The sequence below is a fragment of the Neobacillus sp. Soil_C_43 genome (genome assembly GCF_057656715.1).
In genome coordinates this window covers 81,576-94,959 of the sequence record NZ_JBDGJV010000014.1, presented here as the reverse complement: position 1 = coordinate 94,959, position 13,384 = coordinate 81,576, and the positions used below count along the sequence as shown (strand labels likewise).

Annotated in this window: 12 protein-coding genes and 1 pseudogene; 3 read left to right on the top strand and 10 right to left on the bottom strand. The window is 37.4% G+C overall.

What is annotated here, in order from left to right; all coding sequences use genetic code 11:
• Positions 1-15: 15 nt before the first annotated feature.
• Positions 16-1,386 carry a PTS sugar transporter subunit IIC gene (locus tag AC3A54_RS17960; protein ID WP_487655536.1) on the bottom strand — a complete coding sequence of 457 codons (1,371 nt, stop codon included), beginning with the start codon at positions 1,384-1,386 and terminating at the stop codon, positions 16-18.
• Positions 1,387-1,391: 5 nt separating this feature from the next.
• Complete coding sequence (locus AC3A54_RS17955) at positions 1,392-1,700, bottom strand: PTS sugar transporter subunit IIB (RefSeq protein ID WP_487655535.1); 309 nt, start codon at positions 1,698-1,700, stop codon at positions 1,392-1,394.
• 303 nt (positions 1,701-2,003) lie between these two features.
• Here AC3A54_RS17955 and AC3A54_RS17950 point away from each other — a divergent pair, with 303 nt between their 5' ends.
• Positions 2,004-2,732, top strand: coding sequence for a GntR family transcriptional regulator (locus AC3A54_RS17950; protein ID WP_487655534.1), 729 nt, complete (start codon positions 2,004-2,006; stop codon positions 2,730-2,732).
• A 98-nt stretch (positions 2,733-2,830) separates the two neighbouring features.
• Here AC3A54_RS17950 and hpt read toward each other — a convergent pair whose 3' ends face one another.
• Together hpt and AC3A54_RS17940 are read right to left on the bottom strand one after the other, a co-directional pair.
• Positions 2,831-3,358 carry a hypoxanthine phosphoribosyltransferase gene (gene hpt / locus AC3A54_RS17945; RefSeq protein WP_487655533.1) on the bottom strand — a complete coding sequence of 176 codons (528 nt, stop codon included), beginning with the start codon at positions 3,356-3,358 and terminating at the stop codon, positions 2,831-2,833.
• Positions 3,359-3,718: 360 nt separating this feature from the next.
• Positions 3,719-6,097 (bottom strand): polyprenyl synthetase family protein, encoded by a 2,379-nt coding sequence (locus tag AC3A54_RS17940; protein WP_487655532.1) that lies wholly within the window; start codon positions 6,095-6,097, stop codon positions 3,719-3,721.
• Between the two features lie 175 nt (positions 6,098-6,272).
• Between AC3A54_RS17940 and AC3A54_RS17935 the strand changes: the two are divergent.
• Both AC3A54_RS17935 and AC3A54_RS17930 read left to right on the top strand, forming a co-directional pair.
• Positions 6,273-6,515: pseudogene (locus AC3A54_RS17935) on the top strand (NIPSNAP family protein); the annotation flags it as partial.
• An 81-nt stretch (positions 6,516-6,596) separates the two neighbouring features.
• On the top strand, positions 6,597-7,046 hold the full coding sequence (locus tag AC3A54_RS17930; protein ID WP_487655594.1) for an NUDIX hydrolase: 450 nt from the start codon (positions 6,597-6,599) through the stop codon (positions 7,044-7,046).
• Between the two features lie 69 nt (positions 7,047-7,115).
• Here the strand turns inward: AC3A54_RS17930 and AC3A54_RS17925 are convergent, their stop codons facing one another.
• The 6 genes from AC3A54_RS17925 to AC3A54_RS17900 all read right to left on the bottom strand — a co-directional run bounded on the left by AC3A54_RS17925 (position 7,116) and on the right by AC3A54_RS17900 (position 13,102).
• Positions 7,116-7,421: a Dabb family protein gene (locus AC3A54_RS17925; RefSeq protein ID WP_487655531.1), complete on the bottom strand. Its 306-nt coding sequence runs from the start codon at positions 7,419-7,421 to the stop codon at positions 7,116-7,118.
• 22 nt (positions 7,422-7,443) lie between these two features.
• Positions 7,444-8,391: an aldo/keto reductase gene (locus tag AC3A54_RS17920; protein WP_487655530.1), complete on the bottom strand. Its 948-nt coding sequence runs from the start codon at positions 8,389-8,391 to the stop codon at positions 7,444-7,446.
• Between the two features lie 238 nt (positions 8,392-8,629).
• A complete protein-coding gene (locus AC3A54_RS17915) occupies positions 8,630-9,553 on the bottom strand; it encodes a phytanoyl-CoA dioxygenase family protein (RefSeq protein ID WP_487655529.1) in 924 nt (307 codons plus the stop codon).
• Positions 9,554-9,600: 47 nt separating this feature from the next.
• On the bottom strand, positions 9,601-10,551 hold the full coding sequence (locus AC3A54_RS17910; RefSeq protein WP_487655528.1) for a substrate-binding domain-containing protein: 951 nt from the start codon (positions 10,549-10,551) through the stop codon (positions 9,601-9,603).
• Positions 10,552-10,571: 20 nt separating this feature from the next.
• Positions 10,572-11,582 (bottom strand): ABC transporter permease, encoded by a 1,011-nt coding sequence (locus AC3A54_RS17905; RefSeq protein ID WP_487655527.1) that lies wholly within the window; start codon positions 11,580-11,582, stop codon positions 10,572-10,574.
• Positions 11,579-13,102, bottom strand: coding sequence for a sugar ABC transporter ATP-binding protein (locus AC3A54_RS17900; RefSeq protein WP_487655526.1), 1,524 nt, complete (start codon positions 13,100-13,102; stop codon positions 11,579-11,581). The genes AC3A54_RS17905 and AC3A54_RS17900 overlap by 4 nt, the downstream gene beginning before the upstream one ends.
• Positions 13,103-13,384: the final 282 nt, after the last annotated feature.

Sequence of the window (13,384 nt, the reverse complement as noted above, 5' to 3'; positions counted from 1 at the left end):
TGATTGAGATTTCATTTAGACATTTAGCGTATCAGTAGGTTTGGATGATACCTCACCCATTTCTCTCCTCGCATCCATTCGTCCTTGAGCGATGACAAAAGGAAGGTAAATAACGATAGAAATACATAAATTCACTGCCGCTAATATTGCACCAGAAATATGCCCACCAGTTGCAAGTAAACCTCCAACGATTGCAGGGGTCACCCAAGGAATATCAGCAACGACTGGATGTACTAAACCTAAGCTTATTGATGTATACGCTACAATTGTCATGATGATTGGTCCCAGTATAAATGGAATGAACCAAATTGGATTCAATACAATCGGCAATCCAAAAAGAATAGGTTCATTGATTTGGAAAATCCCTGGGGGAGTCCCTAACGCAATGAGCTGTTTATTACGTTTTCGCCCTGCGATAATCATCGCTACTATTAAACCTAAAGTGGCACCAGACCCACCAAGATACACAAATGCATCTAAGAAAGAACCAGATAGGATATGGTATTTGCTTACATCATGAACACCTTGTGCATACATATTTACATTTTCTTGACCTAGTTTCGTCATTAATGGAGTGGTAATTCCTCCAAGTATATTAGGCCCGTGAAGACCAAGAATCCAAAATCCATGTACCAGGGATACTATTAAAATAGCAAACCACATTGAATCAACTGCGCCAGTAAGCGGTGATACCAGTACTTTATTGATCCAGTCGTTTAAATAAGCTCCATCACTAATAAATTTACGTAAAATAAGGCCAAATAATCCAAGAGTAAAAATGGTTGCCATCCCCGGAAGCAGCTTGGCAAATGAACGAGCAACAGCTGGTGGAACTCCATCAGGCAATTTAATGACTAGATACTTTATTTTTGCTAAACGAACAAAAATTTCAGTGGCTACAATTGCAACAATGATACCGGTAAATAGCGCGGTCGCATTGAAATAATTCCAGCCAATAAAACCCCACACCCCACCTGAAACTGCCTCTTCACCCTCAGGAGTAATCGAGACATTAGCCACTTGTGGAATCAGTATAAAAAAGGAAGCACCCGCAACCAACATCGCTTCGAAACCATCGTCCCCGTAAGACTTTGCCAACTTATGAGCAATACCGAAAACGGCAAATATGGTCATGAAGGCAAGCGTTCCCCACCAGATATCTCCCCCTAACGTTTTCCATGTCTCACCGAAAATCGAGACCATGAGTTTTTCATAATATTTTCCGATACCGGGTACGGAACCTAAGTTATTTAAAAGCACAGCTAACGAACCAATCATCGTGATGGCAATCATGCCGACTAAAGCATCACGAATAGCAAGAAGATGCCTGTTGTTACCAAGCTTATTTGCGAAAGGCATAATAAATTTATCAATAAAATTCATCATGTTTCCTACTCCCCTTTTATTAAATTGATTGCCTGCCTTAATACTTCCTCTCCGTTGCATAGACCATAGTGTCTAGGATTAATAGTATCTACCGGTACACCATGCTTTTCTCCTTCTTTTTTTAGCTGTGTTAGTAAATATCGTACTTGCGGACCAAGAAGCAGGACGTCTGCTTTGTTAATCTCGTTATATATCTCCGTTGATCCTACTGCCCAAATTTCACAATCAATCTCTTTTGATTTTGCGCAAACTTCCATCTTAGAAACCAGTAGACTTGTAGACATACCTGCGGAACAGCATAATAAGATTTTCATAAATACCCCCTAAAAGAAAGCGATTTCAAAATTTAATTGAAAATGATTTCAATGTCCAACAAAGAAAACGTTAAGATGATTTTCCTCCTTTCTTTAGAAGTAAGCATGTATCCTATTTCGATGTATAGTACAACGTTTGTTATAATTCATTGTAATGACAATTCAGAATATTTACAATACAATTTTTATTAATTTGTTATTATTTTTATAATTTGTAATAACAAATTTTTAGAATTGTATTTTTAAGGGTACAAATATTATCTATTTTTTGGTAATCTATAAATAATGAGGGGGAATACCAATATGGTAGAAGAAGCGAAAGATGGAAGTGCTCTGCACCTTAAAGTAAAAGATGCCATCATTCAATTAATTAATGATGGGGAATATAAACCAAACTCACAACTGCCAACTGAGGCTGAATTTTGTGAAAAATATAGTGTTAGTCGAACCACTGTCAGAACTGCTCTACAACAATTAACAACAGAAGGGTATGTTTATCGTAAACGTGGAAGTGGAACCTTTGTATCTGGAAACAAAGTAAAACAAATTTTAACCACAACCGTCGATCACTTTTCAAGTCAAATTTCCATGCAAGGAAAAAAGCCCTTAATCAAGGTAGTTAAATTAGAAGTGATTCCTGCAGATGAGTTTTTATGCGAGCAATTAAAGCTCCAAGAAGGCGAGCCTGTGAATATGCTTGAGAGAATTCGCTTTGTTAATGATGAACCCATTCAGTTTGAAACTGCTTATTTACCCTGGTATAAAACACCTGCACTTCATAAACAAGGCTGTGAAAAGTCTCTATATAGCCAATTGGAAACTCAATTTGGGTTAAAAATAAATAGGACGATTGAAACTTTGGAATTATTTATCGCTGATCAGGAGGCTGCAGAAAAGCTGAACATCGAGGTTGGAGACCCCTGCTTTTCACTTGATACTCTAGCTTATCTTTTTGATGAGTCAATCATTGAATATTCACGAACCATTTATCGCGGAGATTTGGCCCATTTTGTCATTGAAAGAAATTATTAGATTTTAAAAATATTCGACTCCAATAGAGGATGTTGGCTCAAAGGGTTCAGCCCCCATGAGCCAACATTCAGAAAGAAAAAAACCTGCCGCAGCAGGTCTTATACTTCTTTTACAGTTGCAACATACGGCAGATTTCTGTAATGCTCTGCATAATCAATTCCATATCCGATAACAAATTTATCAGGAATAACGAATCCTACATAATCTGCTTTTAAATCGACTTTTCGGCGTTCAGGTTTATCAAGTAGTGTACAGATCTTCATGGATTTCGGTTTATGAAGCTGGAAATGCTCTTTTAAGAAACTTAATGTTAGCCCAGAATCAATAATATCCTCGACAAGCACTACATTTTTTCCTGTTATGTTCACATCTATATCTTTTAACAAGCGAACTTTTCCCGTAGTCTCCGTTTGATTTCCATAACTTGAAGCGGCGACAAAATCAACGGTCACGTTTCCTCCAAGCTCTCGAACTAAATCAGCCGCAAAAACAAAAGCACCCTTTAATACAACAATAAAAACAATCGATTCATTTTGTAAATCCTGCATCATTGCAGCGCCTAGTTCTTTCACTTTTTGCTTCAGTTGTTCTTCTGATATTAAAATACTATCGATTTCGTATCCCATAATCTCACCTTTCATTCTTGTATAGAATCCACAATGACTCTATTCTATACAATTTGTTGTCATTTATCATCTATGTAATAGTGAGATATTTAATTGAATTCTCCAAAATAGCTAAACGGATCAATTTCACTTTTACTTCCTTACTAAGTGAGAGCCATTCAGATTTATCGATTCTCAATTGATATCCCTCCATTTATTATTCTTGCTTTATAGTTCACATTATTCCTATCTTATAAGAAATTCCATTACAGTAATCCTTTTCCCGTATATTTATCTGTTCTAACCTCTTTTTCATTTCCATTTTTCTACATAATCTGCGGCATACAAATAAGCCTTGGCAAGTTCCAAGGCTTATCGTTTTTAATGATCACGGTTAACAATATAGTTCAATAAGTGCTTCAGAAACGTGGTTTTGCGCGGTACCTCATTTAATGCCTCCATGGCGAGACAGTAATGTTCCCACATCTCTTTTTTTGCACCCTCAATCCCGAGGATAGATACAAATGTGGAATTGTTATTATCGGCATCTTTACCAATACATTTACCCAGCAAAGTACTGTCCCCTTCTACATCAAGCAGGTCATCCTTTATCTGAAACGCAATCCCGGCATGATAAGCAAATTGCTTTAGAACTTTCATTTCATAATCATCTGCTTGTGCAAGAATAGCTGGCATAATTAAGGATGCTTCGAAGGCAATTCCCGTTTTATAAAAGCACATAGAATTCAATTGTTCGAGTGTTAGCGGCTTACCTTTGGATCCTAGGTCCATCGCCTGACCCTTACACATGACTTCGGTTACTTGTGTTGAATATTGAATTAATGTAAGCACTGTCTTCGAATCAAACTGATCAAGAGATGCTTGTTCCTCAATCGCTTTTTGAGTTAAAAAAAGGCCAGTTAATTCAGCTGTTGCAATATTATATTGTTGATGTAGTGTTGCACGCCCTCTTCGGAGAGAAGCATTATCCTGCGATGGTAAATCATCGAAAATTAGTGAGGCGGTGTGCATGTATTCCAAGGATCTCAGTAATGGAACAATGGCAGTCTGATTTAAACCATACTCGTTAACCCCCATGACCCAGGTCATAATGGGCCTCAGTCGCTTTCCATCTCCATCGAGACTATAGTTGGCTGCATCGACGATTGTTTCATTTATTTGAGAGGAATCGAGTTTTTGGATTTCTAAGATGCTGTTAATCTGAGTTCGAACGGTTTCAACAGTATCTATAAATTCATCCTGTTCTTTCCGTTGGTTCTTAATGGTGGTAATAATCTGGTCACGAAGAAGTTTATCAAAGAAATCCACATCATCCGCTCTTCGAACCATCGTTTGGATGACACGATTGAATTCTGGATTTGCAGAAGCAAATAATTTCATCACTTCAGAATATTTTTCCATCCCTATTCTTGCTTTGAATCGTTTGAGTCCATTAATTGCTCGATCAAGAATGACCTCACAGGTTAGTATATCCGAGTCATACACCTTATGGATTAAATGGCTAATCACCGCCCAATATAATTCAAATGGATTTATTAAATCTGGTCGCAACTTATGATATTTCAAATAATAGGTATATGGAGTGACTGCCCCATCATTTAAGTCATCAAACATATCGGCAAAATCATCTGCCAATTGGTTGTAAATCCCATAAAAGAATGCTCTATTGTCAAAACCTTCATCTTCAGAAGCACTAATGACTGATCGAACGATTAAGCGGGATGAAGAGGATTTTAATATTACTGGTATATAAAGTTCTTCATTTGTGTAGCTGGGATTAGAGAGATCTTTAATGCGGTCCACTTCCTGTGACTGAAAAAACACGTAGGATTGTTCAAAGAATGTATTCAATGACTCAGCGTGCTGATGACCTTTAATATATTCGTAGGCCTCCCGTAGTTCAGAATGGATAAATTGAATTAGCTTCAAGTTATCGCCGCTCCAATTACCCAATTCTGGAACAAATCCAGTGATAAGTGTGGTTCGTATCAAATCTGTATATTGTTGTTTCTCCTGAGTAGACAAGACGTTAGAATCTAGAAGATCATCAATAAAAGGATAGGTCAAACCATAAGAGTATCCGAGTCTAATCGCTTCATTTAGTTTCGCCGTACGTTCAATTGGTGATAGGGTATTGTCCAGCTCTTCTATCACGTGCATCCATACTCCGGCAATGATTTTGATTAGCTTTCGCTGGGCATGTTCCGCGTCCATCCCCTCCGGAATATTGGAGGCTACTGTCTTTAGTTTGTCCATCAGCCAGATGAAACTAGATTCAATTCCTTCCTTCTGTGCCCATCTGTACAATCCTGCCATGCTGATTAGTTCCGATTTGTTTCCTTGATCAGAGGCAGTTAGATGATCTTTCAAACTGTTTACAACATGTTGGATTCTAGTCTGTGTGTCGGGTGATTGAAGTGATTTCCCTAAATCCCTCATATAAATATAAGAAATACTTCGAAATAGATACGAATCTAATTTCCCTGTTACATCCAACCAACGGATGTAATTGGAATAATCTTTAGTATTCGGTTTATTTTTTCTTGATCCCAATAACGATAACAATGGATGTCGCACATGGTTCTTTTTCCACACTTGAAAATCATTCGTTAAGGTTGGTATATAGGTTCTTTTTATTACCAGATCATACAGCGACTGAAAATAATGAGCCGCTCTTTGCTCAGCCAGTTGATAGCATTCATCGATTTTCTTTGTGTTTTCCACATTAATACTATTCATACATTACCTCTACTTAATAGTGTCAGATCCAGAACAACATGAATATGCATTTTTTTAAAACTAACAAAATATTATTATGTATAATCGATCGCTAACAACTTTATAACTAAAATTTCCACTTATACTACTATTTTACTAGAATTGACAAAATGAGCCAACAGAAAGTAGGGTCATCATGTACTACAAAAGAGAAATATATACGATCACTCCTGGAAGAAAATCTGAGTTTAATCAATTCTTTGATAAGTACTTGAAGGCTAATCAGCTAAAAAACGGGGCAATTCTTGTAGGATGTTGGAATACAGAGGGGCAGAATGAGATGTTGGTCATATGGCAATATCCAAGCTACGAGGACTATGTAAACATTCAAAAGAGAGTTAAAAAAGATGTCCTGTATCAGCAAACACAAAAACAACTATTCAAATTAGGACAGCTTTATTTAGACTTTCATCAAGATACTTTAACTTCAACTGAGGACCACCAAGCCCCAAAACAAACTGTGACGGTAAGCGGGTATATTACAAATGAAAAGAAAGAAACGTTACTGGTTAAGACCTTTTGGCGAGCAGATACCTGGGAGCTTCCTGGCGGCGGAGTTGAATGTGGAGAAACATTAGATCTTGCACTATGTAGAGAAATTTTCGAAGAAACTGGAATCACGGTTAAGTTACTTGGCGTAACCGGCGTTTATTCAAATGGCAGCACGGTTTCCATCGTTTTCCATGGTAAAAGTACAGGAGGAGTTTTAAGAACATCAGAAGAAACACAAGATGTTCGCTTTGTGAAACTTGATTCATCCAATGTTCATCAATATATAAAACGAGGAAAATTTATTCCAAGAGTTCTAGATGCCATGAAGGGGCACTCCATTCCATTTGAAGCGTTTAAAGTTCGCCCCTATAAATTATTGCAAAGGTTAGAAGGTATATCTGTCAGAGATGAATCTTAACAGCAAAATAGAGAGCTATACGATTCTTGTAAAATCGTCATAACTCTCTATTTATGCAGTTATGGTTTACTAGATTTCAAAATCGACTACGGCTACGCCATCAACTAAATCTCCAACGAATTGAACTGCATTCAAGTGATTAGGGTGAAGCTGATATGCCGCTAACATTTCTCGACTCTCAAAAAGCATTCTCATTCCAAACTGAAAGTTAGCAAACTCTACCTCAACTGTAGTATTTAAACCGACAGACACTGATTCAAGTCCAGGTATGTTACCTTCAAGGGATCGAAACCGATTTACCAGTTCATCTTTATCTATATTCTGAATACCTTCTTTAAATTTAAAGAAGACAAGATGCTCAATTCGCTGCTTCATTTTATTCCTCCTTTATTTGCATTTAACAGGCTCCTACTGATTCACTAAAAAGTGCATTTATATAATTTACATCATCACTCGTGAGATGGATGCCTGAGCCCAAACAGCTTTCTGCAATTTGTCCTGGTCGCCTCGCTCCGATAATGACTGAGGGTACATGTTCCCACCGTAAAGACCATGCTATAACCAGTTGACTAACTGTGCACCTGTAATCGGCAGCAATTGGCTTTAACTTTTCAACAAGTTCTAGAGTTTGAAGTAGTCGGTCCTTTTGAAAAATTTCTTCCTCACTTCTCCAGTCCCCTTTCTCAAAACGAGGTACTTCTTTTAATTTACCGGTCAGTATTCCCCTTCCCAACACTTTATAAGGAAGGATAGATGTTCCTTCACGTTCTGCATAAGGAATAATTTCTTTTTCTACCTTTCTATCTAATAAACTGTATTCCACTTGATTGGTGACGATGGGTAGATACTGACTTGCTTCTACCATCTGCTCAATAGAAAAATTAGACACTCCCACGTAACGAACCTTTCCCGATTCAACAAGCAAACTTAAGGCTTCCATTGTTTCACTCATAGGAGTATCTGGATCCGGCCAGTGCAATTGATAGAGATCAATCTGATCCACTTTAAGTCTCTTCAAACTATCTTCACAAGCTCGAATGACATAGTCCGCTTTCAAATTGTTCCTTAGATTTCCTGCTAGGTCCCATTCCAACCCTACCTTCGTAGCTATGACAATGTCTTCCTTTTTGGAACCCAACGTCTTTCCTAATAGTTCCTCCGCATAGCCAAAGCCATACATATCAGCAGTATCGAAAAAATTAACTCCTAAATCTACCGCACGGTAAATAGTTTGTCTTGCATCTTCCTCATTTACCTTCCCCATCCCGTGCCCAGAAATCGGCCACGTACCGAAACAGATTTCTGAAACTTTCAGCTCAGTTTTTTGTATTTTACTGTACCTCATATTTGCCTCCCTCTTATTAGATTGCATTTATTCATTCTTCATCGTATGTTTCGTTCATTTCGCTACTACAATCCCAACATACAGATCTATTTCTTTCCATTTTCGCTAACTCACTACCACAACAAATGCACACATCCGTCATTTTATTATCCTCCTCATTCATTTTGGGTAAAAAAAAACAGGAGAGCCGTCAATATTTTTTATATGGCTCTTCTGTTTTCAAACTATTAATTTTGAATTACCACTTTTTTAGTCCTAATAGTTTCTCACCTAATTCGGTAAGTTCCGCTCGATTATATTTTACTTGTTCCCAATTACGCGGATCCCCTGGAAAAGCGAATCCCTCAGGCTTAATTCTTTCGCTCCAAGATTGGATTCTTGTTTCTCTTAAGCTCTCATTATTTTCTTGTGCTGGAAACATGGAAATATATTGCGCAATTCGTGCCTTTTCAGAGTAGTTAGGGCGAATACCATGTGGCTGCATGCTATTAAAAATAAGCAAATCCCCAGCTTTAGTCACTACTTTTGTTGGAGTAAATCCTGTCGTGTCTGGCTTATATGGATCTCTATCGGCAGGCTGTGTTTTTACCCAATCATCAAACGTTCTATAGAGCTCAGGAATACACTGGAAACCACCCATATCCACATCTGTATCGACTAGGGATAATACCCCTTGCACATTAACTGGAATTGGATCTAAGGAAGTATCTACATCCCAATGAATGAATCCCTTATAATCATGACCTGGTTTCATTGGTAGATTCAGATTACAGCGGTCAATACTCACCCAAAGCTTTTCAGTGCCCCAAATATCTACAAACGCATTATATATTTTCTCATACATGCGGTTATCCCATAGATACTGATGGTTATATAGTTCAACCATTCCAGTGTTCATTAGCTCCTTCATTGCCATTTCACGGCGTGGAGCTGTGTACCATGTAGATGAATCATTAGCATCCTTTTCTTCGAATTCCCAAATTAACGTTACTAAACGTTCAATATGATCTTGCGGAATCGCATTACGAATAATGACATAGCCGTTTTCCTTCCAAAACTTCCAATCCTCTTCACTTAATACCCTTAATGGTTCATTGTTTTTGCGTTCATTCAATGGGATTTCTATTTCAAGGATATTATTTAGCTTTTTTTCTGCTTTCATAATTTACTTCCTCCTCATTTATCTTTGATTTATTAATAAGCAAATGCTTATTTACTAGTAAATTTATCTACATTTTCTTTTGTTACCAGTTGGAAAGGAATCATGTTGTCTTTGTCTACTTTTTCACCCTTTGCTGCTTTTTTTGCAACCTCAACCGCCATTTTCCCTTGTGCATCTACATCCTGAAAAACAGTTGCTGAAAGTTCTCCTGATTTAACTGAATTCAAAGCATCAGGAATGGCATCAATTCCAATTACCTTAATATCCTTTAGTTTCCCTGCTGCACTCAATGCTTTTATAGCACCCAATGCCATTTCGTCATTTTGCGCAACGATTGCATCAAGCTTCTGTGATTGAAGCCAGTTTTCTGTTAACGAAAGGGCTTCTTCACGTGACCAATTGGCTGTTTGTTCGGCAGCAACTTTTATGTTTGGGAAATCTTTTAACACTTTTTTATTTCCTTCTGTTCGGTTTACTTCAGCTGAATTGCCATTTGGTCCATGGATAATGCCAATTTTCCCTTTTCCGCCTAACAAGTCTGCAATTTGCTTCATCTCTATTTTTCCAGCTTCTACATCGTCCGATCCCACATGCGCTGTTGCTTTGTCTTCATTCGAGACAACTGCGAGCACAGTAATAATCGGAATATTTGCTGCTACAGCCTGCTCAACAACTGGAGCACTACCATCCTTGTCAGCTGGATTTAAAATAATCGCATCCACTTTCTGGTTAATGAGATTTTCAACTTGACTAATTTGATTTTCTGCTTTGCCTTCTCCATCCGATTCGATCAATTGGACATCAGTGGATTTTGCATATTTACGTATGGAATCTTGTAAATTAACAATATATTCATTTTGCAAATTCTGGTACAAAACACCTATTTTGAGCTTTCCTTTTGCAGTTCCACTTGCTTTTTCTTCGGCTTTTCCTGAACATCCACTTATAATTCCTAGAACGATTAATAGTGCTGCAGCTAATACCTTCCACTTTTTCATACACTCACTCCTAATATTTTTTATTGGTGATTCTTTTTATCAAGTAGAACGGCAATGACGATGATGGCTCCTTTTAAAATTTGTTGATAGTATGAGGAAACATTTAAAAGATCTAGACCATTGTTCATTACTCCAATAATCAACACCCCAACCAATGTACCAACTAAACTCCCTATTCCGCCAAATAAACTAGTTCCTCCAATGACTACTGCTGCAATAGCATCAAGCTCATATCCCTGACCGAGAACAGGTGAACCTGACATAATTCTTGAGGAAAGAACCATCCCCCCAATTCCAGCTAATAATCCGGATATGGCGTAGACCCCAATTTTGACAGAGCTCGTGTGAATGCCTGATAGTTTAGCAGATTGTTCATTTCCGCCAGTTGCAAACACATGCCTACCATAAACAGTAAAATTGAGAATAAATATTCCTACTAAAACAATCACCAAGAAAGCAACCACAGGAATAGGAAATCCTAAGATATAGCCGCTGCCAATATTGTTATAACTAGTACTTAAGCCAATAACAGGGCGGCCATCCGTATAGACCATGGCTAGTCCTCTAGCCGCAGTCATCATCCCTAAAGTCGCAATAAATGGGGCAACCTTCCATTTTGCGACTAAAACACCATTAATGAGTCCACAAGCTAACCCAACAGTGATTCCAGTGATAATTGGAATGATAATGGAATAACTGCTGTCTGCTTTGGCGAAGCTTGCAGCAACAACGGCTGAAAGAGCCATAATCGATCCGACAGAAAGGTCAATACCCCCAGTAATGATTACGAATGACATACCAATTGCTACAATACCGATGATCGATACTTGTCGCAAAATATTGATAATATTGGTAGATGTTAAAAACGATTCAGATGTAATGGATAAGATGATAAACAAGATGGCAAAAGCAAAATAAATCCCATATTTCGCAAAGAGCTTTCCTGTACCCCCCGTTTTTATTACCGTTTGAGAATTTACTAAATCCATTAGACTAAATTTCGCTACTTCTTCTTTTTGAGGGTTCATCATCCGATTTTTTCTCCTTTCCTAATACCTGCACAACATGCCATCACTTTTTCCTGATCAAAATCCTCTCTGGTGAATTCTCCAGTCAATGTGCCTTCACTCATGACAATAATCCGGTCACAGATTCCAAACAATTCAGGCATCTCTGAGGAAATTACAACAACAGATTTACCCACACTTGCAAAATCATGGATAATCTTATAGATTTCTGCTTTTGCACCAATATCGATTCCTCTAGTAGGTTCGTCTAGAATTAAGATGTCAGGATGGTTTAATAGCCATTTAGCAATGACAATTTTTTGCTGATTACCCCCGCTTAAATTTTTCACTAACATATTTCGATTTGGTGTTTTAATCTTTAAAGAAGTTATTTGCTGGTCTACTGCACTGTTTTCTTTTTTTCGAGAAATGATATTTTTAAATGCAGCAAACTTCCTTAAATTAACTATGCTTATGTTATCTCTCACTGTTCCTGTTAAATTTAAGCCAGTTTGTTTTCTATCCTCAGTTACTAAGGCAATCCCATGTTTTATTGCATGCTTTGGGTGTTTATGGACCACCTTATTTTGATTGATATAGATTTCACCACTATGGGGAGGATTTACACCGAAAATACTCTCGACCACTTCGGTTCTCCCTGCACCTACCAGTCCTGCAATTCCAATCACCTCTCCTTGATGGACGGAGAACGAGATATTTTCAAAGTAACCTTTTCGCGTGAGATTTTTCACCTCCATGAAGACGTTTTCAGTTTTCGTTGTTTTTGTTTGATACACTTCTTTAAGCTCTCTACCGACCATTAAGGAAATAAGCAAATCTTGATTTAACTCTGCTGCTTTTTTACTGTCAATATAACAACCATCCCTTAATACGGTTATTTCATCTGCAATTTTAAAAATCTCATCCATTTTGTGAGAGATATAAATAATAGACTTGCCTTGAGAGGTTAGCATTTTAATAATTTCAAACAGTTTTCCCACTTCTCTATCCGTGATTGCAGAAGTTGGTTCATCCATCACGATAATATCCGCTTGATTCGAAACCGCTTTCACAATTTCGACCATTTGTTTATCTGATACAGAAAGGGATGACATTTTTTTATCTGGGTCCAATTCAATTTTCAATTGCTGAAATAGCTTTAGTGCCCTCTCCCTTTGTTCCTTCTTCTTGATTACCCTACTCCTTCCAATGGTAGGTTCTCTGCCAAGAAAGATATTATCTGAAACAGTCATCTCAGCTACAAAACTTAACTCTTGATGGATCATACTAACCCCACTGCGTAAAGCATCGCGAGGATTATTAAGCTCTACTTTTTCCCCTTTTAAAAAAAGTTCACCTTTATCTGGTTTATAGATTCCGGCAAGTATTTTCATTAGCGTAGATTTCCCTGCTCCATTTTCTCCCATGAGTGCATGGACAGTCCCCTTTTTTACAAAGAGGGAAACCTCATCAAGTGCCCTCACTCCTGGAAATGATTTTGAGATTTTTTTCATCTCGAGTGCGTACAGATTTTTCTTTTCCAACAGATTTTTCACCCCTTCTTATCAAAATCTGATTAGTTAGAATATTACTATCGCCATAGTGTTAATACAATTAACTATCGTGCTAAGCTCAAAACAAAAACTATAATATATTGCTATTCTCCTTTTTACTTCCTTTTTATTTCCTATTCATTTTTCCAATAGTTCATTAGTAACAATTCAAAATCCAGGTACAAATCATAAAAATTCGGGTGTTTTTATTTAAATTTTTGTTATAGAATAAAAAAAAGACATCATAATTCTACATATCTTGAAATTTAGTAA

Excerpts from the sequence above, each read along its gene's own strand:
- AC3A54_RS17960 (WP_487655536.1), bottom strand. The coding sequence starts at position 1,386 with ATGATGAATTTTATTGATAAATTTATTATGCCTTTCGCAAATAAGCTT.
- AC3A54_RS17955 (WP_487655535.1), bottom strand. The coding sequence starts at position 1,700 with ATGAAAATCTTATTATGCTGTTCCGCAGGTATGTCTACAAGTCTACTG.
- AC3A54_RS17950 (WP_487655534.1), top strand. The coding sequence starts at position 2,004 with ATGGTAGAAGAAGCGAAAGATGGAAGTGCTCTGCACCTTAAAGTAAAA.
- hpt (WP_487655533.1), bottom strand. The coding sequence starts at position 3,358 with ATGGGATACGAAATCGATAGTATTTTAATATCAGAAGAACAACTGAAG.
- AC3A54_RS17940 (WP_487655532.1), bottom strand. The coding sequence starts at position 6,097 with ATGAATAGTATTAATGTGGAAAACACAAAGAAAATCGATGAATGCTAT.
- AC3A54_RS17925 (WP_487655531.1), bottom strand. The coding sequence starts at position 7,421 with ATGAAGCAGCGAATTGAGCATCTTGTCTTCTTTAAATTTAAAGAAGGT.
- AC3A54_RS17920 (WP_487655530.1), bottom strand. The coding sequence starts at position 8,391 with ATGAGGTACAGTAAAATACAAAAAACTGAGCTGAAAGTTTCAGAAATC.
- AC3A54_RS17915 (WP_487655529.1), bottom strand. The coding sequence starts at position 9,553 with ATGAAAGCAGAAAAAAAGCTAAATAATATCCTTGAAATAGAAATCCCA.
- AC3A54_RS17910 (WP_487655528.1), bottom strand. The coding sequence starts at position 10,551 with ATGAAAAAGTGGAAGGTATTAGCTGCAGCACTATTAATCGTTCTAGGA.
- AC3A54_RS17905 (WP_487655527.1), bottom strand. The coding sequence starts at position 11,582 with ATGATGAACCCTCAAAAAGAAGAAGTAGCGAAATTTAGTCTAATGGAT.